Below are 24,272 nucleotides of genomic sequence, written 5' to 3' on the forward strand. Positions count from 1 at the left end.
AGCCATGAACAAGCTCTCGTTGACCCGCCGCGCCTTTGTCACCTCCGCGAGCGCTGCCGGCCTCCTCGGCGCCTCGGGTCTCGCGCTGCCCTACTACTCCCGCGCCAGCCAGCGTCCGGCCTTCACCCATGGCGTCCAGTCCGGCGATGTCGACGCCACCAGCGGCATGGTGTGGACGCGCACGGACCGCCCGTCACGTGTCATGTTCGAAGTATCGTCGACAGAAAATTTCGCCAATGCGACCCGCCTGGCGCCTCTCGATACGTCGCCGGCCAGCGATTACACGGTGAAGCGGCTGCTCACCGACCTGGCTTCCGACCAGGATATTTTTTACCGGATGATTGCGGCGGATCTCGCCGACGTCAACGCAGTCTCCGAGCCGATCGTCGGCCGCTTCCGCACGGCGCCGGCCTCGAAACGCGACGTCAAGTTCGCCTGGTCGGGCGATACCGCTGGTCAGGGCTGGGGTATCGACGAGACCGGCATGAAGACCTACTCGACCATCGCCAAGCACACGCCCGACTTCTTCCTGCACTCGGGCGACACCATCTATGCCGATGGTGCCATGAAGGATGAGGTCGACCTGCCCGGCGGCGGCAAATGGAAGAACGTCGTGCTGATCGACGGCAAGCGCAAGGTCGCCGAAACGCTGGATGAATATCGCGACCAGTGGAAATACAACATGATGGACAAGAACGTGCTCGGCTTGAGCGCCATGTGCCCCACCTTCTACCAGTGGGACGACCATGAGGTGCTGAACAACTGGTCTGACTCGAAGGATCTGAGCGCCGACAACCGCTATACGGAAAAGTCCATCCATGTGCTGGCGGCCCGTGCGGCGCGCGCCTTCCATGAAATGACGACGATCCGCTACGAACCGTCCGAGCCCGGCCGCGTCTATCGCAAGATAGGCTACGGTCCGCTGCTCGACGTGTTCTTCCTCGATGTGCGCTCCTATCGCGGCCCGAATGGCCCGGATCTGGAGGAAACGCTGACGCCGAAGTCGCGTATGATCGGTGAACAGCAGACCAAGTGGCTGAAGCGGGAACTGGCCAACTCGAAGGCGACCTGGAAGATCATCGCCGCCGATATGCCGCTCAGCCTCGTCGTCTGGGATGACGCTGCGAAGAAGGTCGGCTTCGAGGCTGTCAGCAACAACGACAATGGCGCGCCGAAGGGCCGCGAACTCGAATTCGCCGATGTGCTGCGCTACATCAAGAACGCCGGCATCACCAACACGGTGTGGCTGACCGCAGATGTGCACTACACGGCGGCTCATTACTACAACCCCGACAAGGCGCAGTTCCAGGATTTCAATCCGTTCTGGGAATTCGTCTCCGGTCCGATCCATGCCGGCACCTTCGGTCCCAACGATCTCGACATGACTTTTGGGCCTGAGCTGAAATTCATCAAGGCGCCGACCGCCGAGCAAGGCCAGAACCTGCCGCCGTCCGCCGGGCTCCAGTTCTTCGGCCTTGTCGATATCAGCGGCGCAACCGAGCAGCTGACGGTGAGGCTGATGGACCGCGATGACAACGAACTCTACAAGGTCACGCTCGACCCGGTGCGGTCGGCGTAAGCGCGCATCTTGGTTGGAGTAGTGGCTATTGCGCGCTCAACGGGAGCGCGCTTGTCCTTAGTCCGGGTAGCAGACCATCGGAATGTTTGGCCACACGGCGCTGTCGCAGTTGGCAGTGGCTTGTCTCTGCTTGAAGGCGGTGCTGACCGGTCCCGTCACCATCGGGTCAACGCCATCGGGCGCATCGGCAAAGGCCTGTTCGGCGGTCTGGGTGTCGGACTGGGCAACGGCGCGCGCACCCTTCTGCGTCGCGGCAGCCGACTGCGCGGCGTTGGCCGCCAGCAGCAAGGCAAAGGCCACCGAAGCGATGAGTGGCCAAAATCGGTTGAGTTTGTCGGTCATGATGGTCGAACTGCCCTGACCCCGAAAGGTTCCCGCCTTGGTTAACAAAATCATCTCACACGCAGATGCTTAAGATTTGATGAGTATTTGGTGTCGCGCGTCCTCTTTCGCAACTGCGAAAAACCCTGTATGAGCCGCGCAACCGAAAGAGGCAGCGCCTTTGGCCTGCTGCCTGCAACGCTTCCGAGACCAGAACATGAAAATTCGTAATATCGCGATCATCGCGCACGTCGACCATGGAAAAACCACCCTCGTCGACCAATTGCTGCGGCAATCCGGCTCCTTCCGCGACAACCAGCGCGTCGCCGAACGTGCCATGGATTCCAACGACCTCGAAAAGGAACGCGGCATCACCATCCTGGCCAAGGCGACCTCGGTCGACTGGAAGGACACGCGCATCAACATCGTCGACACGCCCGGCCACGCCGATTTCGGCGGCGAGGTCGAGCGCATCCTGTCGATGGTGGATTCGGCCATCGTGCTGGTCGACGCCGCCGAGGGTCCGATGCCGCAGACCAAGTTCGTCGTCGGCAAGGCGCTCAAGGTCGGCCTGAAGCCGATCGTCGTCATCAACAAGATAGACCGCCCGGACGCGCGCCATGTCGAGGTGGTCAACGAGGTGTTCGACCTGTTCGCAGCGCTCGACGCTACCGACGACCAGCTCGATTTCCCGATTCTCTACGGTTCGGGCCGCGATGGCTGGGTCTCCGAGAACCCGGAAGGCCCGAAGGATCAGGGCCTGGCGCCGCTGTTCGACCTCGTCATCAAGCATGTGCCGGAGCCCACCGTTCATCCGGGTCCGTTCCGCATGATCGGCACCATCCTGGAAGCCAACCCCTTCCTCGGCCGCATCATCACCGGCCGCATCGAGAGCGGCACGCTGAAGTCGAACCAGGCGGTCAAGGTGCTGCACCATGACGGCACCCAGATCGAAACCGGCCGCATTTCCAAGATCCTTGCCTTCCGTGGCCTCGAGCGCCAGCCGATCGAGGAAGCGCAGGCGGGCGACATCGTCGCCATTGCCGGCCTGTCCAAGGGCACCGTCGCCGATACGTTCTGCGACATGGCGGTGACCGAGGCGCTGCATGCGCAGCCGATCGATCCGCCGACCGTGACCATGTCCTTCCTCGTCAACGACAGTCCGCTCGCCGGCACCGAAGGTGACAAGGTGACCAGCCGCGTCATCCGCGACCGCCTGTTGCGCGAAGCCGAGGGCAATGTCGCGCTGAAGATCGAGGAATCGCCCGACAAGGATTCGTTCTTCGTCTCCGGCCGCGGCGAATTGCAGCTGGCCGTGCTGATCGAGACGATGCGCCGCGAAGGTTTTGAAATCGCCGTGTCGCGTCCGCGCGTCGTCATGCAGAAGGGCGAGAACGGCGAATTGCTGGAGCCGGTCGAGGAAGTCGTCATCGACGTCGACGAGGAGCATGCCGGCATCGTCGTGCAGAAGATGTCGGAGCGTAAGGCCGAGATGGTCGAGTTGCGCCCCTCCGGCGGCAACCGCCAGCGCATCGTCTTCCACGCGCCGACACGCGGCCTGATCGGCTACCAGTCGGAACTGCTGACCGACACGCGCGGCACTGCCGTGATGAACCGCCTGTTCCATGCCTATGAGCCCTACAAGGGCGAACTGCCGGGCCGCACCAATGGCGTGCTGATCTCCAACGAACAGGGCGAGGCTGTGGCCTACGCCATGTGGAACCTGGAAGACCGCGGCCCGATGGTCATCGACCCGGGCGTCAAGGTCTATCAGGGCATGATCATCGGCATCCATTCCCGCGACAACGACCTCGAAGTGAACGTGCTCAAGGGCAAGAAGCTCACCAACATCCGCGCCGCCGGCAAGGACGAGGCGGTCAAGCTCACCCCGCCGATCCGCATGACGCTGGAGCGCGCGCTGGCCTGGATCCAAGACGACGAGCTCGTTGAGGTGACGCCGAAGACCATCCGCCTGCGCAAGCTCTATCTCGACCCGAACGAGCGCAAGCGTTTCGAGAAGTCGGCCAAGGTGGTCGGCGCGGCTTAAATTTTCTGACTTCTGATTGTGTTTGAGAGGGGCGGAGCACCTGATGCTCCGCCCTCTCTCGTTTACCAGCCGGCCGCGCGGATGATGGCTTCGTGGTCCGGCTCGCCGGCCAGATCGACGCGGACCGTCATTCCCGCGCGGGCCGGCTTGCGCAATGCCTTGGCGCCGTCCGGATCGACCACTAGCAGGCGCCGTTCCTCCAGCACCTGAAGCCGCGAGCGCGAGATGCCGAGTTCACTGGCTAGCAAGCGGTCGAGCCGGAGCGATGTCGGCATTTCCAGCCCAAGCTGGAGTTCCAGAACCGCCGCGCTTTCCCTGGTGCCGCCGAGCACTGCCTTGCATACCGCAACATCGGCAAACTCCTCGACACGCCCCACCTTGCTACGCAAGGCGACGATGTCGAAGGCATGGCGCCGCGCCAATCCCACATCGTTGCGTTCGAGCGCCTGCAGCAGCGCCGGCTCGATGTCGCGGCGGTTGCAGCGTTCGAGAATGCCGAAATTCCAGGAGTTGTCGCAGTCGACGCAGCGATAGATCAGCCAGACGTCGATGCGCTTGCCGTTGGCGTTGACGCGGAATTTGCCGCTGCAGCGATAGGCCTTCACGCCGCCGCAGCGATTGCAGTTGATCAGGGGTTGAGGTGCGATTGCAGGCGTGATTGCCCAGTGGATACGCAGAGTAGAAGACATGCCGATAAGCCCTTCCCGTCGGGAAGTTCATCAGGTCGGCAATATCGAGATGCCCATGCGGGCGGCGTGGCGGTAGGCTGCGGAGATTGTGAAGTCAGGTGTCGCTGGCGGAAGGCGCGCGACAGCGGTTCAGCAGTGCCAAACCGGTCTCGAACCGCCGCCCAGAAGAACACGTAAACATGAAACAGGCACCACGAATGCGGCGCCATGCAAGTGTGTCGGGGGAGTTGACGAGACCGGCGGTTACTGAGGCAAAGTGAAGCTCGAAATTGTTTCGCGGCGGGTCTTCTAGCCGTAGCCAATGAGGACTGCAAGGGTGCCGGTGGCTTCAAACGAATGACGGCTTCCAACGTGTCTGGAGAGACCAATTGTCGAGGCGACGGGCGGGGGCGACCGGTGACGACGCCGGCTATCGGTGCATGTGACATGTCCAGCGCGAAATTACCGTCGGCTCCAGCCACTTGCGATCACCCTTCTGACGACGCTGGTGCCCAAGGGGGGTATGCTCTCTATGTCTTCAATGGTTCGCAGGACCGAATAGTGATCGATCCTTTCGGAGTAACGTCCTGATTCGATTCCAGATCCGTAGAATACAGTAAATATATGGTTCTCCGTATGGTAGTCGTCTTCATCGAAAGTTACTATCAAAAGGCTGTTGTTTTTCTTCGACCAGGCGGCGTAGCCTCCAAGATGAGTTTTCAACCAAGTGTCAGCCGTCTGTATCGTGCCATCATGCATGTCATTTTCGAGATTGGGAATCACGAAACTGACGGATGGTAGCCTCGCGTAGTCGCGAGGGAGGTGGGCAAGAGACTTCTCAAATCCCTTCGCGTCGGCAAACGATTCCCAGGGATTATGTTTTCGCGGCGATCCGGCTTCGACGTAGCCCGTAAATGTCTTGCCGTGAGCCCGAAGACGAGCGGCCAGGTTCGGCGCAGCAAAGCCGTGCATGCCATCGTCATGGACGCCTTGTGTCAAGCCGCTGAACAGCGCGAAGTAATTGGGTTGGCTGGGGTGAGCGACCCCATAGGATCGATCGAACAGGGCGCCGCCTTTTGCCAACTTGTTCAAATAGGGAGCAGCTCGTCCCGCCAGAGAAATCTGCTCAAAGGTGTGGTTCTCCATGATCACGACAACGACGTGATCATACTTCGGTGGCTTCCTCGACGATGCGACGGCCAGGGGCGCTTCACCAAGCGCAATGCCGGCTGTCAGGACAGCCAGCATGGAGAACCGTCGAACGAGCGCACGCCAACCTTGCTCAACCACGAAAACTCCCCTCCCGCTTGCTCGCCAAGATCGAGCTGACTGCAAGTGAGGCATGGCAGTCAAGGGTACTACCGCAAGCTGAGCCGGTTCGGAATCTGCCGACACCGACATTGCAAGCCGTGATGTCGATCGGATATCGTCCGCCGCTCAACCGCTGGAAGGCAGTGCCTATGCACCTTACCTCGCTTCTCATCTTCGCCGCCGCGCTCTTCGTCGCCGCCGGTTCGCCCGGCCCGTCGATCGCCGCGCTCGTCGCCCGCGTCATCTCGAAAGGCTTTCGCGACGTGTTCCCGTTCCTGCTTGCCATGTGGATCGGCGAGGGCATCTGGCTGTCGCTGGCGGTGTTCGGGCTGGCTGTGGTGGCGCAGACTTTTCACTTCGCCTTTGTTGTCGTGAAATGGGTGGGTGTCGCCTATCTCGCATACCTCGCCTGGAAGATGTGGACGGCGCCTGTCGAGGCGAAGGAAGGCGAGATGCCGCGCGAGGATTCGGCGATCAAGCTGTTTTTTGCCGGCATGGCAGTGACGCTCGGCAACCCCAAGATCATGATGTTTTACCTGGCGCTGCTGCCGACCATCATCGATCTCGCCTCGGTCAGCGTCGTCGGCTGGGTCGAGCTGACGGCGACCATGGCGGTGGTTTTGATCGCCATCGATCTCGCCTGGGTGCTCGCCGCCTCGCAGGCGCGCAAGCTTTTGAAAAGCAAGCGCGCCATGAAGATCGCCAACCGGATCAGCGCCACGACGATGGCCGGTGCCGCGGCGGCCATCGCGGCGCGGTCCTGAGGCGAAGCGTCAGCCCATCATATTGATGATCGGTGCGATCTCGACATTGCAGTTTGGCATGGCCAGCATCGGGCAGCCCTTGGCCTTCTCGGCGGCATCGTTGATATCCCTGGCCTCGATGATCGAATAGCCGCCGGTCGGGTTGCTGCCGCCGTTGTTTTCTATCTTGCCGCCGGGCAGGACGGTCTTCGACATGCCGACCGGATTGCCTGGGTCGACAACGGCCGAACCGAGCTTTCCAAACCAGCCTGTCCAGGCGTCGGTCATCGCCTTTTGCTCGGCTTCGCTCGTCGGCATCTTGCCGGAGCCGTGATAGACATAGAGAAACTTCGCCATGTTCTCCTCCCTTGGTGAGCGGCATCGAACCGGCATGCGGTCATGCCGCGCGCCGATCATCGGACCAAACTGGCGGAGAAGCAACGGGAATGCGCGATTGCTAATATATGGCGCGGTGAGCAGCAGCTGCGATCCGCTATCGCGCCATGGCGTGGTATTCGTCGTTCGGACGCATGTCGATCGCCGCGGCTACCCGGTTCGACATGTTGAAGAAAGCGGCGGTCGAGGCTATGTCCCAGATGTCGCGGTCGGTAAAGCCTGCCTTTCGCAGCGCGGCCCGGTCGGCATCAACGATCTTTGCCGGTGCCTCGGTCAGCTTGACGGCGAATTCGAGCATTGCGGCCTGCTTCGGGGACAGATCGGCTGCACGGAAATTCATCACCATCATCTCGCCGAGGGCCGGATCGCCGGACAGCTGGCGCACAGCCGCGCCATGCGCGGTCAGGCAGTAGTAGCAATGGTTGATCGAGGAGACGGCGACCGCGATCATCTCGCGTTCAAGCTTCGACAGGCCTGATTCGCCCAGCATCAGATCATTGTACATGTCGGTGAAGGCGCGCAGCTTCTTGTCGTCGAAGGCGTAGGCCTTGAGCACGTTGGGAACGAGGCCAAGCTTCTCCTCGCATTTGGCGAAATAGGCTTTTGTTGCGTCACTCAGCTCACCTGAAGCCAGATCGAGCGCGGTGATTTTATCGGTCATGGGAGCATTTCTCCTCGTCTGGTGATGGCTTGCTGCCGAATTCCGATAATTCTTGGCAAGCCGTCAAACCTTTGTCGCCAAACAGCGGTCATCTGCTACGATAGTCGTAAAAGCATTCGACGGGAGGGAATAGCGTCATGGCCAGCGTGAAATCCGCAGCTAAGCCGAAGAAAAAAGCCACATCAGCGACAAAGGCGGAGGAAAGGCCAGCCAGGTTTGCCGACTACCTGCTCGCCCGCGCGCCGGCCGAAGACATCGCCAGCTATGACGCGGCCGACCTCGAACGCGCCGCCGACCTCGCTGGCCAGGCCGTCGCAGGACACAAGAAGGGCGAGTGCGTCGTTGCGGTCGAGACCGATTCGGGCGTCGTTCGCGAGGGCCGGCCGATCACGGTCATCACGGTCGTCAACGACAACATGCCGTTCCTGTTCGATTCCGTTCTGGGCGAGATCACCGAGGCATCAGGCGAACCGACGCTCGTCACCCACCCAGTCATCACGGTGCGCCACGGCAAACGCGGTGTGGATGAAATCCTCGGCGACGGCAATTTCGCCAAGGACGACGGCAATCATGACCGGCTGAGCGTCATCCACGTCCATATCCCGCGGCTGACGGCAGAGGCGGCGAACGGCTTGACCGAACGGCTGCGCAAGATGCTTGGCCAGGTGCATGCCGCCGTCAACGACTGGAAGCCGATGTTGGCCCGGCTCGACCAGGCGATCTCGGAGTTCCGTTATTCGGCGGTGCCGCTCGACAAGAAGAGCGTCGCCGAGGCGATCGCCTTCCTGGAGTGGCTGCGCGACGACAATTTCACTTTCCTCGGCATGCGCGAGTTCAAATACACCGGCGGCGAGGAGAGCGGCAATCTGGAGCGCGCCGACAAGCCGGGCCTTGGCATCCTCAGCGATCCTGACGTGCTGGTGCTGCGGCGCGGCACCGAAGCGGTGACGACAACGCCTGAAATCCGCGCCTTCCTGCATGGACCGGAGCCGCTGATCGTCACCAAGGCCAATGCCAAGTCTTCCGTGCACCGGCGCATCTATCTCGATTATATCGGCGTCAAGACCTATACCGCCAAGGGCGCGCTGGCGGGCGAGCTGCGGATGGTCGGCCTGTTCACCTCGACCGCCTACACGCGCTCGGTGATGAAGATCCCGTATCTCCGGTCCAAGGCCGAAACCATCATCGCGAAGTCCGGCTTCGACCGGCACGACCATTCCGGCAAGGCGCTGATCAACGTGCTGGAAAGCTATCCGCGCGACGAATTGTTCCAGGTGCCGGTGCCGATCCTGCGCAAGCACGCCGCGGCCATTCTCGGCCTGGTCGAGCGGCCGCGGGTGCGGGCGCTGGTGCGCGCCGATCAGTTCGACCGCTTCGTCTCGATCCTCGTCTTTGTGCCGCGCGACCGTTACGACAGCGTCGTGCGCGAGAAGATCGGCGCCTATCTCAAAACCGTGTTCGAGGGCCGCCTGTCGGCCTATTACCCGGCCTTCCCCGAAGGCGGGCTGGCGCGCGTGCATTTCATCATCGGCCGCTCCGGCGGTAAGACGCCGAAGGTCGAGCAGGCGACGATCGAGGCGGCAATCCGCGACATCGTGCGGACCTGGGAGGACGCCCTTTCCGACGCGGCGGATGCCGGTAGCGGCGACCAGGCGTTGAAGGCCATCGCCGCAAGGCTGCCGGAAAGCTACCGCGATTCGTTCAGCGCCGCGGTGGCGCTGGCCGACGCCGGGCGCATCGCCAAGATCAGCGCCGATAATCCGATCGCCATCGACTATTATCGCCGTGCCGAGCAGAAGCCGCATCAGGCGTCGCTGAAGATCTATCACCATGGCAGCCCGGTGGCATTGTCCAGGCGCGTGCCGGTGCTGGAAAACATCGGCTTCCGCGTCATCAGCGAACGGACTTTCGAAGTTGGCGAGGACGGCGCCGAGACGGTCTTCATCCACGACATGGAGCTGGAGAACAGCTACGGCAAGCCGATCGACCTCACCGATGGCGGCGCGCTGTTCGAGGACGCGTTCCTGTCGGTGTGGCGCGGCGACGTCGACAATGACGGCTATAACGGCCTTGCCCAGACCGCCGGCCTGTGGTCTGGCGAAATCACCATCCTGCGCGCCTATGGCCGCTATCTGCAGCAGGTAGGCATTCCGCAAAGCCAGGATTTCATCGCTGCGGCGCTCAACCGCTATCCCGACATCGCGCGCGGCCTGCACGCGCTGTTCATCGCCCGGCTTGGCCCGACAGCCGAGGGCGAAGGCGTGGTGGCGGCAAAGCATCTCAAGGCGAAGATCAAGGATGCGCTGGAGGATGTGCCCAACATCGACGACGACACCATCATCCGCCGCTATCTCAATTTGATCGAAGCCTCGCTGCGGACCAATCATTTCGTTGCCGATACGAAACAGAAAGGCCAGTCGCTGGCGATCAAGCTCGAATCGCAGGCGGTCGAGGGTCTGCCGGCGCCACGGCCGTGGCGCGAGATCTTCGTCTACGGCTCTGAGGTCGAAGGCTTGCATCTGCGCTTCGGCCCGGTGGCGCGTGGTGGCCTGCGCTGGTCGGACCGCGCCCAGGACTACCGCACCGAGGTGCTTGGCCTGGTCAAGGCGCAGCAGGTCAAGAACGCCGTCATCGTTCCGGTCGGCGCCAAGGGCGGCTTCTTCCCCAAGCGCCTTCCGGCTGGCGGCAGCCGCGACGCGATCTTCGAGGCCGGCACGTCGGCCTACAAGAACTTCGTCTCCAGCCTGTTGTCGATCACCGACAATATCGGGCTGGACGGTGTCATTCCGCCGGCCGGCGTGATCAGGCGTGACCAGGACGATCCCTATTTCGTCGTTGCCGCCGACAAGGGTACGGCGACCTTCTCAGACACCGCCAACGCCATCTCCGAGAAGCATGGCTTCTGGCTCGACGACGCCTTCGCCAGCGGCGGCTCGGCCGGCTACGACCACAAGAAGATGGGCATCACCGCCAAGGGCGCCTGGGAAGCAGTCAAGCGGCATTTCCGTGAGATCAACCGCGACATCCAGACCTCGCCCTTTACCGTCGTCGGTGTCGGCGACATGTCCGGCGACGTGTTCGGTAACGGCATGCTGTTGTCGCCGCAGACAAGGCTGATCGCCGCCTTCGACCATCGCGACATCTTCATCGATCCTGATCCGGATTTGGCTGCGTCGATGACTGAGCGCGAGCGCATGTTCGCTCTCGCCCGTTCGAGCTGGCAGGACTATGACAAGACGAAGCTGTCGGAAGGCGGCATCATCGTCTCGCGCAGCCAGAAGTCGATCACCTTGCCGACTGCGGCAGCGGCGGCAATCGGCCTTGGGAAAACGACCGCCACGCCGGCCGAGATCATGACCGCCATCCTCAAGGCGCCGGTCGACCTGTTGTGGTTCGGCGGCATCGGCACGTATCTCAGGGCCTCCACCGAAACCAATGCCGAGGTCGGCGACCGCGCCAACGATGCCATCCGCGTCACGGCGCTCGATGTGCGCGCCAAGGTGATTGGCGAGGGCGCCAATCTCGGTGTCACGCAGCGGGCGCGCATCGAGTTCGGCATGAATGGCGGCCGCTGCAATTCCGACGCCATCGACAATTCGGGCGGCGTCAATTGCTCCGACGTCGAGGTCAACATCAAGATCGCGTTGGCCTCGGCCATGCGCAAGGGATCGCTGACGCGTCCGGCCCGCAACAAGCTGCTGGCCGAGATGACCGACGAGGTCGGCGGGCTGGTGCTGTCCAACAACTACCAGCAGACGCTGGCACTTTCGATCGCCCGCAAGCGCGGCCTTGCCGACATCGCGCATCAGAGCCGTTTCATGACGGCGCTGGAAGCGCGCGGCCTGCTCGACCGCGTGGTCGAGACGCTGCCGTCACCGGCCGCCCTTGCCGAGCGCGAGGCGAGGGGCGAACCGCTGACCCGGGCCGAACTCGGCGTGCTGCTCGCCTATGCCAAGATCGTGCTGTTTTCCGACATCGTCGCCAGCGACGTGCCGGACGATGCGCATTTCGATCGCGACCTGATGGGCTATTTCCCGGATCGGATGGCAAAGAAATACGCCGCCGAAATCCATGGCCACCGACTGCGCCGCGAGATCATCGCCCGCGTCGTCGCCAATGATCTGGTCAACCGCGGCGGCCCGTCCTTCGTCAACCGGCTGCAGGAAGCCACCGGGCGCACCGCCGCCGATGTGGTGCGCACCTTCGCCGTGGTGCGTGACGGCTTTGCGCTGCCGGCGCTCTACCGCGAGATCGACGCGCTCGACAACCAGATCGACGGCCAGGTGCAGCTCGATCTCTACCAGATGGTGAGCCGGCTGATCTATGTGACCAGCGGCTGGTATCTGAAGAACGATGCCGGCACGGAACCGCTCGGCCAGCGCATTGCCGAACTGCTCGAGGCGCGCAAGGCGCTGGAGCCGAAACTCGTCTCGCTGCTGCCGGCCTTCTCGCGCGAACGCATCGAGGAGAAGCGGCACGGGCTGTTCAAGGCCGGCGCACCGGAAAAACTCGCCGAGCAACTGGCGCTGAGCGAGGTGGCGGAATTGATCCCCGACATCGCGCTGACCGCGCGGATGGCAAATGCCGACATCGTCGCCGCTGCCAAGGCGTTCTTCGCGGTCAGTGATGCTTTCCGTATCCCGCGTGTCGAGGACGCCGCGCGCTCGATCACGCCGTCGGACTACTATGACCAACTCGCGCTGTCACGCGCCACCGACACGATCGGTGCTGCACGGCGCGGCATCGCGGTGGCGGCACTCACCGGCCATGCCAAGACGGCGGATCCGGTCGCGGCCTGGCTGGAAGCCGGCGGCGAGCGGGCGGCGCGCATCCGCGAGCGGCTGCAGGCGCTGACCGAAGGCGGCGACATCACCGTGTCGCGGCTGTCGGTGGCGTCCGGGCTGATGAGCGATCTGACGGGGATGTGAGGCTTACCCCCCTTGGGGGGAGGGCCGCTGCGAAGCCGTGGGGTGGGGCGGCGCCGACCCCCGCCCGGACCTTCGGTCCGACCTCCCCGCAAGGGGAAGTAAGGGTTGGTGCCCGCGACGCTTGTTCGTTTGCATGACCATCGGAAAACATGCAGACATGGCGCAAACCGCCAGCGACATGAGGCGAGTGGAGGGGATATGGCCGAGGTAGCAGTGCAGCGTGCATCCGGGCGCGGCATCTGGGGATGGATGTTCTTCGACTGGGCGGCGCAGCCGTTCTTCACGGTCGTCACCACCTTCATCTTCGGCCCCTATTTCGTTTCGCGCATGGCGAGCGATCCCAACACCGGCCAGGCCGTCTGGGGTTATGGCATTGCCGCCGCTGGGCTGGTCATCGCGATACTGTCGCCGATCCTCGGCTCGATCGCCGACCAGACCGGGCCACGCAAGCCGTGGATCGGTTTTTTCGCCGCGATCAAGATCTGCAGCCTTGCCCTGCTCTGGTTCGCCGCTCCCGGTTCGAATCTGTTCCTTGTCGTGGCGCTGTTCTCGCTGGCCTCGGTGGCGGCGGAATTCTCCACCGTGTTCAACGATTCCATGATGCCGCGGCTGGTGCCGAAGAGCGAGATCGGCCGCATCTCCAACACGGCCTGGGGCCTCGGCTATCTCGGCGGCATGATCGCGCTGATCTTCGTCGTCACCTGTCTGGCGGGTTCGCCGGAGACCGGCAAGACGATCATCGGCATCGACCCGCTGTTCGGGCTCGATCCGAAACTGGGCGAGGATGCGCGCGCCACCGGGCCGCTGTCGGCCGGCTGGTATTTCCTGTTCATCCTGCCGATGTTCTTCTTCACCCCCGACGCCATCAAGGGCATCCCGATCGGGCCGGCGGTGCGCGAGGGCCTGTCGGAATTGAAATCGACACTGGCCGAGGTGCGCAGGCGCGGCGGCATCTTCCGCTTTCTGGTTGCCCGCATGATCTACCAGGACGGCGTCAACGCGCTGCTGGCGCTTGGCGGCACCTTCGCGGCGGGCATGTTCCACTGGTCGATCACCGAGATCGGCATGTTCGGCATCATCCTCAACGTCGTCGCCATCTTCGGCTGCTGGATCGCCGCCAAGCTCGACACCGCGCTCGGTTCCAAGGCGGTGGTGATGATTTCGCTGGTCATGCTGTCCGTCGCAACCGTCGGCGTCGTCTCTACCGGTCCGGGCTTCACGCTGCTCGGCCTGATCCAGCTCTCGACCACCGACTCAGGTGGTCTGTTCGGTACGGCGGCCGAAAAGGCCTACATCATGTATGGCCTGCTGATCGGGCTGGCCTTCGGCCCCGTGCAGGCGTCGTCGCGCTCCTACATGGCACGCAGCGTCACGGCGGCGGAATCCGGCCGCTATTTCGGCATCTATGCGCTGGCCGGACGGGCAACCAGCTTCCTGGCGCCGTTCATGGTGGCGACCATCACCGCGCTGAGTGATTCGGCGCGGCTCGGCATGGCGGTGATCATCCTGTTCCTGGCGATCGGCATGGCGATTTTGGTCAAGACGCCATATCCGGCGGATCAGCCGGTGGAGTGAGAGACGTTCGATAATTCTACTCCGCTGGCCGCCTGACGCGGGTTTCTGCGCTTCCGGTGCTCACGGACTTGAATGTCCGCTCCGCTCCGGCTCTCGAAACCCACGCCATCCGACTCAGCGGAGCGAATTCTCAGAACGCCTCTCCGCCGGCGCTAATGTCTAAAATGCCTAACCCCCGTAAACACCATGGCGATGCCATGCTCATCGGCCGCCGCGATGACGTCCTTGTCGTTCATCGAGCCGCCGGGCTGGATAACGGCGGTGGCGCCTGCTGCGACTGCCGCAAGCAGGCCGTCGGCGAAGGGGAAGAAGGCATCGGAGGCGACGACCGAGCCCTTGGTGAGCGGTTCGGCCATACCGGCTGCTTCCGCCGCGTCGAGCGCCTTGCGGGCGGCGATGCGTGAGGAATCGACACGGCTCATCTGGCCGGCGCCGATGCCGACGGTGGCGCCGTCCTTGACGTAGACGATGGCGTTCGACTTGACGTGCTTGGCAACGCGGAAGGCGAATTTGAGATCGGCCATTTCCGCCACTGTCGGCGCGCGCTTGGTCACCACTTTCAGCTCGAGATCGTCGACCACGGCATTGTCGCGGCCCTGGACGAGCATGCCGCCGGAAACGGATTTGACCGTCGTGCCGGGCGAGCGCGGATCCGGCAGGCCGCCGGTAACCAGCAGGCGCAGGTTCTTCTTCGCCGCTATGATTGCCGCAGCTTCGTCGGTCGCGTCGGGCGCGATGATGACCTCGGTGAAGGTTTTCACGATCTCCTGCGCCGCTTCGGCATCGAGGGTGCGATTCAGAGCGACGATGCCGCCGAAGGCAGAAACCGGGTCGCAGGCCAGCGCCTTGGCGTAGGCGGCCTTGAGCGAGGCGCCCTCGGCGACGCCGCACGGGTTGGCGTGCTTGATGATGGCGACGGCGGCGGAGCGGGCGGGATCGAATTCGCCGGCCAGTTCGAAGGCGGCGTCGGTGTCGTTGATGTTGTTGTAGGAGAGCTGCTTGCCCTGCAGCTGGCGCGCGGTGGCGACGCCTGGCCGCTTGTCGCCATTGACGTAGAAGCCGGCGCTCTGGTGCGGGTTCTCGCCGTAGCGCATCACCTCGGTCAGCTTGCCGCCGAAGGCGCGCCAGGTCGGATGCTCGATCTCCAGCGCCTCGGCGAACCAGCCGGAAATAGCCGCGTCATAGCTGGCGGTGCGGGCAAAGGCCTTGGCCGCCAGCTTCTTGCGGAAATCCAGCGACAGCGAGCCGATGTTCATTTCCAGCGCGTTCAGCACCGAGGCGTAATCACCGGGATCGGTGACGATGGCGACATAGGCGTGGTTCTTGGCCGAGGCGCGGATCATCGCCGGGCCGCCAATGTCGATATTCTCGACGATCGCGGCATAGTCGGCGCCGGAGCGGCGGACTTCCTCGAACGGATAGAGATTGGAGACGAGGAGATCGATCGGCTCGATGTGGTGTTTGCGCATTGCCGCCGCGTGTTCAGGGTCGTCGCGCACGCCAAGCAGCGCGCCGTGCACCGAGGGATGCAGCGTCTTGACGCGGCCATCCATGATCTCGGGAAAACCGGTGAGCTCGGAGACGTCGCGTACCGCCAGCCCGGCCTCGGCGATCGCCTTGGCGGTGCCGCCGGTCGAGACCAATTCGACACCGGCCGCGGCCAATGCCCTGGCGAAGTCGATGAGGCCGGTCTTGTCGAAGACGGAGAGCAAGGCACGGCGGACGGGAACGAGATCCGGAGCGGGAATGTTCTTGGCGGCGACGGCCATGGGCTGGCGGCCTTTCACGGCTGGTGTGGTGGATGCCCGCGCCGTAGCACATGACGCATGGAAATCAAACCGGCCTGAGCCGCCTCAGTTGTTTTCCGGATAACTGGCGATGCTGGTGCGCGTTAGCTGCCAGTGGACTTCGGACACGTCCGAGGCCTTGAAGGCAAGCACGATCTGCCGGCTGCGGCGCGGGCCGCCAAGACCGGCGAAATAGATGGATTCCTCGACCTCCGGCACCACTTCGCCTGAGGTGAACACCCAGCTATCGGCCTGATCGGCGGTCAGCACCAGGCGGTCGTGCTCGTCCTGCAAAAGGGTGATGTCGGGATGGACATGGAAGCGCACCGTGATGAAGTCGCGGCCATTGTTGCGGATCGCGGCATTGCCGGGGCGCAGGAACCGGTCCCTGCCGGCCAGCACGTTGCCGCTCGTCGACAGCTTCAGCTCGCGCTCATGCAGGAAGCCGAAACGCGGGACATAGCCGTCATGGCGGGCGATGAAGCCCTGGACGCCCTTCTGGTCGATGCGCTTGCACTGCACGTGCTGCGGGCCGCCGATCAGCGGCGAACCAAGCAGGTCGTTGACCCGTATCGAATGGCTGAAGCGTGCCGAAGAGGTGTCGTTGATGGTGGCGGTCGAATGCGCGGCGGTGGCGCGGGCCAGCGGCCGGAACTCGGCGGCGCCATAGGTGTCGATGCCGGCATTGACGATATAGTGCTGGCGGCCGGACGACAGTTCGAAGGCAAGGCAGCTGGCATGCGCGGCGTTGGACACGTCGACCGGCGGCGGCAGGCCGGTGTCGGCGATGACGGTGACGCCGCCCATCGACAGCCGCTCATAACCTGAATGCGGCGCGTGCAGCAGCGGCGCGCCGGCGGTGTCGTCATGGCGCAATATGGTGGCGATGCGGTCATGGATGGTGGCGCCCATGCCGTTGAAGCGGGCAAGGCTGCCATCCTGGTGGCGGAAGAAGCGCAGGGCCGGCAACATGCGGTCGATGGCGCCGATCAACGCCTGCGGCGGGGTTTCCGCCTGGTTGGCATAGGTCTGGCGCAGCGGCAAAAGGTCGGCGAGGATTTCCAGCACCGCCATCGGATTGCGTGAGATGTGGCCGCCATCGGCGAGGATCTGGCGGTTGAGTTCTTCGGCCAGGTTGCGGGTGGCGCCGCGCAGCGCCGAAGCCGTCGCAGGCAGGGAAAGGGCGGCAAAGGCAAGTGCTATGCGGGCCCGCAGCCGGTCCTTGCCGTCGGGCATTTCGCGCGCCATCGACCTGAGGTAGCGGATCTGGACGGCCAGCGATTTCAGGAAGGCGCGATAGAAGGGGAATTCGGCACCCTGCAGCACGACGGAGGAATGCTGCAGCCAGGCGATGATGCGCTTGGCCGTCGTTCCCGGCTCCCAGGCAACACCGGCAATGTTGTTGCCATGCATGGCGATCCAGTCGGACACCAGCGCACGCGCATTGGCCGCGGCAAGCTCGGTGCCGGCGGCGCGCATGTGGCGCAGCCACCGAAAGCCATGCAGCGTCTTCTGCCAGCCATGATTGGGCACATTGATCTGGAACGGCGACTTGCCGCCGGTTTCGACCAGGTGCCCTGACAGGGGATAACGGCCGTAATAGATCTCAAGCGCGATCTGCGGGTCGGCCAGGCGCAGGTCCGGTGGCGCGATCAGGACACGTTCGGGCGTGCGGCCGGAATAGCGCCAGCGATAGACCGGCCCGGCACGCAGGCGCCGGCGCGTCTTGCGCCAGAACTCCTTCGCGACAAGCGTCCAAAGACGCGTCGTGTTGCTGGCAACGAGTGCCAAAAGCCCTCCTGGTCGTCCTCTACCCCGGCGCCGAGTTTACATGATTGCACTAGTCGTGCGAAGGCGAATTCCTGGGGTTGGGTCCTGTGCCCCATACCCTCCCTAAAAAAGTCAGCAAATACGCGTAGTTAAATCGTTAGTCGGCTCGACACATGCGCGCGGCGAAGAAGCCGTCCAAGCCCGAGCGCTCCGGCGCGCCGAGGTCGAGATCGGCGGGGGTGGTGCGCAGCGTGCCTTGCGCCGTCAGGAACGAATCGATGCCGGCGATCTCGCCTCGCCGCAGCGGATCGTCGAGGATCGCCGGCGTCTCTTTAAGGAAAGCCCGATAAAGCTCCTCGCCTTCGAGCGGGTCGAGCGAACAGTTGGAAAAGACGATGCGGCCGCCGGGTTTGACCAGTGTGACGGCGCGGGCGAGCAACCGCTTTTGCAGGTCGGCGAGCTTTTCGACATCGGCGGCCGTCTTGGTCCATGGCACATCGGGGTGCCGGCGCACCGTGCCGGTCGACGAGCACGGCGCATCGAGCAGCACGGCGTCGAACAGTTCCGCTGGCTCGTATTTGAGCAGGTCGGCCTGGACGATTTCGGCTGACAGGCCAAGACGGTCGAGATTCTGCGCCAGTCGCGCCAGCCGGTTCTTCGAGGTGTCGACAGCGGTGACCTTAGCGCCGGCGAGAATGAGCTGAGCGGTCTTGCCGCCCGGTGCGGCGCAGAGATCGGCGACGCGTAATCCTGTGACATCGCCGAACAGCCTAGCCGGCAGGCTGGCGGCGGCATCCTGGACCCACCAGGCGCCTTCCGCGAAGCCGGGCAGTTCGGTGACAGCGCCGGCAAGATTTTCCACGCGCACCGTGCCGGTCGGCAAGACAATGCCGCCGAGTTTTTCGGCCCAGAATTCAGGATCGGCCTTGATCGAGAAATCGACCGGCGCCTCAACGCGATGGGCTTCGAGAATTAGCTTCGCCTTATCGGCGCCGTAAGTGGCCTTCAGCCGATCGGAAAACCATTTTGGCGCTTCGTCGGTGGCGGCAAGGGCTGTCGGAAGCTCGCTCTCTTTGATCCGCGCGAGCGTGCGCAGCACGCCGTTGACCAGGCCGGAGAAGCGCTGCGTGCGCGGATCGGACTTGGCATGCGTCACCGCCAGATCGACGGCAGCGCTGTCGGGGATGTCGAGGAACAGGATTTGCGCCGCCGCCACATGCAAGATGTGCGACAAAGCGGTGGCATTGGGCGGCAGCGGCTTTTCCAGCCGCTTTGCCAGCAGCCCCGTGATGGTCATGCGGAAGCGCAATGCTGTGACCAGGATGGCGCGCACCAGGCCACGGTCACGCAAATCGAGCGTCTTGTATTGCGGGTGGCCGTTTTCGTGGTCGGTCAGGCCGTCGAGCGGCGTCCTGGCATCGATGACGGCGGCAAGCAGGCGCGCCGCCGCCTTGCGGGCGGCGAGACCGGCGACGAATTCGCCGCAGTCTCCATGATCCTGATCGCCCGAGCCCGTGCGCCGATGTGCCGCCACGCTCACGACCACCGGCCTTTAGGCCCGGTCGGGTTGCGACCCCACGGATTGGACTTCGGTTCGGCCCGTTCTGCCGGCTGCTCGGGCTGCGCTGCCTGACCCCACGGGCCTGACGGCTGCTGTTCTTCCGCCTGCGGTTGCATTGGCGTCTGACGCTGCGTCGTCCGCGATGCACTGTCGCCCATCTGTCGCGCCATCTCCTGCAACGCTGCGATGCGGTTGTCGGTGCTCGGGTGGGTGGAGAACAGACTGTCCATGCGCTCGCCATGCAGCGGATTGATGATGAAGAGATGCGCCATCGCCGGATTGCGCTCCGCATCGGGGTTGGGGATGCGTTCTGCTCCACGGGCGATCTTGTCAAGCGCGGAAGCCAGCCACAGCGGGTGTCCACAGATTTCGGCGCCGCGCCGGTCGGCCTCGTACTCGCGGGTGCGGCTGACCGCCATCTGCACGATCATGGCGGCAAACGGCGCCACGATCATCGCCGCCAGCACGCCGACAAAGCCGAACGGGTTGTTGTCGCGATTGCCGCCGAGGAAGAAGGCGAAATTGCCGAGCATCGAGATGGCGCCGGCAAAGGTGGCGACGATGGTCATGGTCAGCGTGTCGCGATGCTGGACGTGGGCGAGTTCGTGCGCCATGACGGCCGCGACCTCTTCATGGGTAAGCCGCTGCAACAGGCCGGTGGAGGCGGCGACCGCGGCGTTCTGCGGGTTGCGGCCGGTGGCGAAGGCGTTCGGCTGCGGATTGTCGATCAGATAGGTTTTCGGCATCGGCAGCCCGGCCTGCTTGGCCAGCGCCTGGACGATGGCGTAATATTCGGGCGCGTTCTTCTCATCGACCTCGACGGCGTGGTTCATCGACAGCACCATCTTGTCGGCGGTCCAGTAGCTGAACAGATTGGTGCCGGCGGCGATCACAAAGGCGATCATCATGCCGCCTGAACCGCCTATCAGGAAGCCGACGCCCATGAACAGTGCCGTCATCGCGGCAAGAAGCATGGCGGTGCGCAAAGTGTTCATCGTCTGCTCCTGTCCAACCGGTGGTGAAAGGGGGTCGATCCCTGCGGGTTCATCGCTATATGATGGGAAACGCCTGCCCCTGTTTCAATCCGTGGGGAATATCGCATGACCGACGAAACCAGTAAAACGCGCGCTGAACCCGATGGCGACGCCTCGCCGAAGGAGCTGACACCAGCCGCTAGCCGCGCGCTGGCCGAGGCAGAGGCACGGCGACGAGACTATCGCGAGAAGGAAGCCGCGCTGCCCCGGGAAATCGGCGGCCGTGGCGGCAAGGAACCCGGCCGCTATGGCGACTGGGAGGTCAAGGGCCTGACTAGCGACTTCTAAGGTATGCTGATATTCAGGTGAGGCTGGCCTGCAAGCGTTGGTTTCCTGCGCTTCCGGTGCTCACGTACTTAGTACGCTCCGCTCCGGTTCTCGGAAACCATCGCTTTCGACTCGGCCTGACCTGAATCTCAACACACCTTTAGACGGGCGTTGCGTTGCATCGTTAGGCAGCGTTGCGCTGTGGTTCGAGCGCCAGCCAGCCGCGCTCGTCGACTGTGATGCCGACATTGTCATAGCCGGCGATCGCAGTATGTGGCGTTTGCACCGGGTGCGCGTGGGTGGCGTTGATCACCATGACCGAAGCTTGCGCCGCCTCAGCCGCGGTTATACCGGCCGGAGCATCCTCGAACACCAGGCAGTCGCGCGCATCGACGCCGAGCCGTTGTGCGCCAAGCCGGAAGCAGTCGGGGGCCGGCTTGCCACGGGAAACGTCTTCCGCCGCAACGATGACCCCAGGGACAGGAATGCCGGCAGCCTGCATGCGTGCAAGCGCCAACGAACGTGGCGCCGAGGTGACGATGGCCCAGCTTTCGCTTGGCAGCGCCTTGAGAAACGCCACGGCGCCGGGGATCGGGACAATGCCGTCCAGATCGGCTGCCTCGGCCTGCAGCAGCAGGTCGGCCTCATGCGCCGGGTCGACGCCTGGAAGGGCAAGGTTGGTGATGGTCTCGATCGCCCGCACGCCGTGGATCGTCGGCAGGAAGGCCGCGACGTCGAGGCGGTGCCGGCGTGCCCATTCGCTCCACACCCGCTCCGCCGAGGCGATGGAATTGATGAGGGTGCCGTCCATGTCGAAAAGAAAGGCGGCGAATTTTCTGCCAGCAAACATGATTTTCCTTGAAGTCCGGGGAGTGTGTCGAGGGAGGACGCAACCGTAACGTCAAGGCGCTGACATGGAAAGGCACGAGGCGTATTTTGGGACGATCCAGGGAACCAGGGCACAACTGCGACGTTTGAGCAAAACTGTTTCCATGACGATCGAAGGGGACCTGCAATGCTGATCCGGCTCGGCTACGAAATAGCCATCGAATGCATTGAGGCCACTCCGGTGATTTCGCTGCTCGAGATCCACAAGGACAGGCAGGCCGATATCAAGCGGCAGACGCGGGTGCTGACATCGCCCTCGGTGCCGACGAAGCTCTACCAGGATGTGCACGGCAACGCCTGCCGCCGCTTTACCGCTCCCGCCGGCGGCTTTCGTATCCTTTATGATGCCGTCGTCGAAGACAGTGGCGAGATTGATGAGGTCAATACGCTCGCCAGGGAAGTGCCGGTGGCTGAGTTGCCCGACGACGCGCTGATCTATCTCTTGGGCAGCCGCTATTGCGAGACCGATCATCTCAGTGGGATGGCTTGGCAATTGTTCGGTCAGGTCCCTGCAGGATGGACGCGGGTGCAGGCGATCGTCGACTATGTCCACAACCGGCTGTCGTTCGGCTACGGTTATGCCCGTTCGACCCGCACGGCGGCTCAGGCGCATGAGGAACGGGTCGGCGTCTGCCGCGACTTCGCCCATCTGGCGATCACGCTCTGTCGCTGCATGAACATTCCGGCGCGCTATGTGAACGGCTATCTCGGCGACATCCGCGTGCCGGTCGATCCGGCGCCGATGGATTTCTCGGCCTGGATGGAAGTCTTCCTCGACGGCAAGTGGTACACGTTCGATCCACGCCACAACCGGCCCCGGACCGGCCGCGTCGTCATCGCGCGCGGCCGCGACGCCACCGACGTGCCTTTGCTGCACAGCTTCGGCCCGCACCGGCTCAGCCTGTTCAAGGTGTGGACCTATGAACAGGAAGGCAATCTGTTCAACCCGCCCCATCACGGCATCGACCGGACGGCCAGCGCGCAGGTGCTGGCGTAGTCCTTCGCACCGTTTCGCGTCCCGCAATCTCGGGACAGTTGGCCCGTTGCGGCACATAGACCCTGTGCCGCAACAGGACGGCGTTGAGCATTCGGCGACTGCTTTGATCCGAGCATGGTAAGCGGTCCGTAAACGCAGCCAAAGTCGCGTTTCCCCGTTTACTTACCATTCACCTTCGCTAAGAGAGAAATCCAACAAAAACAACAGGTTGAGATCGTTTGTCTCGTTCTGACGCAGGACGGGCTTCGTCCGGCTGGAATCCTGCATTGCCCTCATTGCGGCGACGAGGCCGAGGCAAGCGGAGGCTGTTGGATGCGAAATTACGGGGGTCTTGTTCACGCGGTCGGCGGGTTCGCCAGAGATCGCGGTGGAAATTTCGCGGTCCTGTTCGGCTTTGCTGCCTCGGTCTTGGCGCTAGCCGGCGGCTTCTCGGTCAACATCTCACAGCTTTACAACGCCAGATCGAGCCTGCAGGGCGTGGTCGACGCGGCGGTGACGTCGACAGCGCGCGACCTGACGACCGGGGTCATCAAGGAAGCCGATGCCAACAAGGCAGTGCAGAACTTTCTCGTGGCCAACAGCACGGCGGGCATTCTGCAGCCCGACCAGATCGTGCTCGACAATCTGATCGTCGACAAGATCGCCAAAACGGTGGAGGCGGACGTCCATGTCGATGTGGCCTTGTTCTTCCCGATCTTTGGGATGGGCGACACGAAGCGCGTGACTGCTTCGACGACATCGCTTTACTCCGACAAGACCATCGAAGTGGCGATGATGCTCGATGTGACCGGATCGATGGCCGGTCAGAAGATCAAGGACCTGAAGACCGCAGCGGCCAATGCGGTGGACAGTTTCCTGGGCAGCCAGGATCCGAACAAGCCACGGGTGCGCGTTTCGATCGTGCCGTATGCCAATTCGGTCAATACCGGTCAGCTTGCCGCCAGCAGCGTTTACGTCGAAACCAACGCCAGCCAGCGCAAGCAAGCGCCCGGCAATGCAAGCGCCCAACTTGCTTCAGCGTCGCCGAGACCCGACAATTGCGCCACCGAACGCAAGGGTGCCGACCAATATTCGGAGGCGGGTCCCGACTCCAGCATGGTCAATCGCGACTATCTGTTGTCGAGCTTTGCCGCAAACACACGCACTGCGGCTTGCCCGGTCGCAGCGCTGGTGCCTTTGACGGCCGACGCAGCCACGCTCAAGAATGTCATCAAGGATCTTGTCGCTTCAGGCGGCACCGCCGGCCATATCGGCGTCCAATGGACCTGGTACATGCTCTCGGAAAGCTGGGGAAGCGTGCTCAATGCGTCGCAGCGGCCTGCAAAGGCCGATCCGAAGAAAGTTGGCAAGTATGCGATCCTGATGACGGACGGCGAATTCAACCTGTCCTATTTCGACGCCACCAGCGTTAACGAGGTTTACAATGATGCCGGCAAGGAAACGACCCGCACGGCGGCGACAAAACTCTGTGCCGCCATGCGCGACAAGGGCATAGAGATATTCACGATCGGCTTCAAACTCGACGAAGCCAACGCAGCCACGACACTACAGACCTGTGCCAGCCCAGATACGGGTTCGGTCAAGCACTTTTACCAGGCCGCCGACGGCGTCGAATTGGATACGGCCTTTCAGACGATCGCCCGCAACATCGAAACCCTCGCGTTGACGAAGTAGGGCTTGGCGCAAAAGGAAAAGGCCGCCGCTTCTTTCGAAGCCGGCGGCCTTCCGTGTTTCCGTCC

General features: G+C 63.3%; 18 protein-coding genes. 8 read left to right on the plus strand and 10 right to left on the minus strand.

All coding sequences use genetic code 11. The annotated features are described in order from the left end of the window. Window positions 1-4: 4 nt before the first annotated feature. On the plus strand, window positions 5-1,579 hold the full coding sequence (locus HGP13_RS05450; protein ID WP_172222475.1) for an alkaline phosphatase: 1,575 nt from the start codon (window positions 5-7) through the stop codon (window positions 1,577-1,579). A gap of 57 nt (window positions 1,580-1,636) precedes the next feature. Here HGP13_RS05450 and HGP13_RS05455 read toward each other — a convergent pair whose 3' ends face one another. Beyond that, the gene (locus HGP13_RS05455; protein WP_246707291.1) at window positions 1,637-1,921 is read right to left on the minus strand and encodes a hypothetical protein; all 285 of its coding nucleotides are present in this window, start codon (window positions 1,919-1,921) and stop codon (window positions 1,637-1,639) included. 196 nt (window positions 1,922-2,117) lie between these two features. Between HGP13_RS05455 and typA the strand changes: the two genes are divergently transcribed. Further along, complete coding sequence (gene typA / locus HGP13_RS05460) at window positions 2,118-3,947, plus strand: translational GTPase TypA (RefSeq protein ID WP_172222479.1); 1,830 nt, start codon at window positions 2,118-2,120, stop codon at window positions 3,945-3,947. A 62-nt stretch (window positions 3,948-4,009) separates the two neighbouring features. On the opposite strand, the gene HGP13_RS05465 is transcribed toward typA, so the two are convergent. Both HGP13_RS05465 and HGP13_RS05470 read right to left on the minus strand, forming a co-directional pair. Further along, window positions 4,010-4,636 (minus strand): DUF1062 domain-containing protein, encoded by a 627-nt coding sequence (locus HGP13_RS05465; protein WP_172222481.1) that lies wholly within the window; start codon window positions 4,634-4,636, stop codon window positions 4,010-4,012. Between the two features lie 441 nt (window positions 4,637-5,077). Continuing rightward, a complete protein-coding gene (locus HGP13_RS05470; RefSeq protein WP_246707292.1) occupies window positions 5,078-5,905 on the minus strand; it encodes an alkaline phosphatase family protein in 828 nt (275 codons plus the stop codon). A gap of 170 nt (window positions 5,906-6,075) precedes the next feature. On the opposite strand from HGP13_RS05470, the gene HGP13_RS05475 reads away from it, so the two are divergent. Continuing rightward, window positions 6,076-6,690 (plus strand): LysE family translocator, encoded by a 615-nt coding sequence (locus HGP13_RS05475; RefSeq protein WP_172234618.1) that lies wholly within the window; start codon window positions 6,076-6,078, stop codon window positions 6,688-6,690. A gap of 9 nt (window positions 6,691-6,699) precedes the next feature. Here the strand turns inward: HGP13_RS05475 and HGP13_RS05480 are convergent, their stop codons facing one another. Together HGP13_RS05480 and HGP13_RS05485 are read right to left on the minus strand one after the other, a co-directional pair. After that, window positions 6,700-7,026, minus strand: coding sequence for a hypothetical protein (locus HGP13_RS05480; protein WP_095204347.1), 327 nt, complete (start codon window positions 7,024-7,026; stop codon window positions 6,700-6,702). Window positions 7,027-7,162: 136 nt separating this feature from the next. Beyond that, window positions 7,163-7,726, minus strand: a complete 564-nt coding sequence (locus tag HGP13_RS05485; RefSeq protein WP_172222484.1) for a peroxidase-related enzyme — start codon at window positions 7,724-7,726, stop codon at window positions 7,163-7,165. Between the two features lie 137 nt (window positions 7,727-7,863). Here HGP13_RS05485 and HGP13_RS05490 point away from each other — a divergent pair, with 137 nt between their 5' ends. After that, entirely contained in the window at window positions 7,864-12,654 is a 4,791-nt protein-coding gene (locus tag HGP13_RS05490) for an NAD-glutamate dehydrogenase (protein WP_172222487.1), read from the plus strand. A 198-nt stretch (window positions 12,655-12,852) separates the two neighbouring features. After that, window positions 12,853-14,229: an MFS transporter gene (locus HGP13_RS05495; protein WP_172222489.1), complete on the plus strand. Its 1,377-nt coding sequence runs from the start codon at window positions 12,853-12,855 to the stop codon at window positions 14,227-14,229. A gap of 152 nt (window positions 14,230-14,381) precedes the next feature. Here the strand turns inward: HGP13_RS05495 and purH are convergent, their stop codons facing one another. The 4 genes from purH to htpX all read right to left on the minus strand — a co-directional run bounded on the left by purH (window position 14,382) and on the right by htpX (window position 20,342). Beyond that, a complete protein-coding gene (gene purH, locus HGP13_RS05500; RefSeq protein WP_172222492.1) occupies window positions 14,382-15,998 on the minus strand; it encodes a bifunctional phosphoribosylaminoimidazolecarboxamide formyltransferase/IMP cyclohydrolase in 1,617 nt (538 codons plus the stop codon). A gap of 84 nt (window positions 15,999-16,082) precedes the next feature. Continuing rightward, window positions 16,083-17,807, minus strand: a complete 1,725-nt coding sequence (locus tag HGP13_RS05505; RefSeq protein ID WP_172222495.1) for a heparinase II/III family protein — start codon at window positions 17,805-17,807, stop codon at window positions 16,083-16,085. A gap of 136 nt (window positions 17,808-17,943) precedes the next feature. Continuing rightward, a complete protein-coding gene (locus tag HGP13_RS05510) occupies window positions 17,944-19,332 on the minus strand; it encodes an RsmB/NOP family class I SAM-dependent RNA methyltransferase (RefSeq protein ID WP_172222497.1) in 1,389 nt (462 codons plus the stop codon). Then, the gene (htpX, locus tag HGP13_RS05515) at window positions 19,323-20,342 is read right to left on the minus strand and encodes a zinc metalloprotease HtpX (protein WP_172222500.1); all 1,020 of its coding nucleotides are present in this window, start codon (window positions 20,340-20,342) and stop codon (window positions 19,323-19,325) included. The genes HGP13_RS05510 and htpX overlap by 10 nt, the downstream gene beginning before the upstream one ends. 105 nt (window positions 20,343-20,447) lie before the next feature. Here htpX and HGP13_RS05520 point away from each other — a divergent pair, with 105 nt between their 5' ends. After that, complete coding sequence (locus tag HGP13_RS05520; protein ID WP_172222512.1) at window positions 20,448-20,669, plus strand: DUF1674 domain-containing protein; 222 nt, start codon at window positions 20,448-20,450, stop codon at window positions 20,667-20,669. 163 nt (window positions 20,670-20,832) lie between these two features. On the opposite strand, the gene HGP13_RS05525 is transcribed toward HGP13_RS05520, so the two are convergent. After that, window positions 20,833-21,498, minus strand: a complete 666-nt coding sequence (locus HGP13_RS05525) for an HAD-IA family hydrolase (protein ID WP_172222513.1) — start codon at window positions 21,496-21,498, stop codon at window positions 20,833-20,835. A gap of 165 nt (window positions 21,499-21,663) precedes the next feature. On the opposite strand from HGP13_RS05525, the gene HGP13_RS05530 reads away from it, so the two are divergent. Both HGP13_RS05530 and HGP13_RS05535 read left to right on the plus strand, forming a co-directional pair. Beyond that, window positions 21,664-22,533 carry a transglutaminase family protein gene (locus HGP13_RS05530; RefSeq protein ID WP_172222514.1) on the plus strand — a complete coding sequence of 290 codons (870 nt, stop codon included), beginning with the start codon at window positions 21,664-21,666 and terminating at the stop codon, window positions 22,531-22,533. Window positions 22,534-22,845: 312 nt separating this feature from the next. After that, window positions 22,846-24,207, plus strand: coding sequence for a pilus assembly protein (locus HGP13_RS05535; protein ID WP_172222516.1), 1,362 nt, complete (start codon window positions 22,846-22,848; stop codon window positions 24,205-24,207). Window positions 24,208-24,272 lie beyond the last annotated feature (65 nt).

The organism is Mesorhizobium sp. NZP2077 (assembly GCF_013170805.1).
GTDB lineage: Bacteria > Pseudomonadota > Alphaproteobacteria > Rhizobiales > Rhizobiaceae > Mesorhizobium.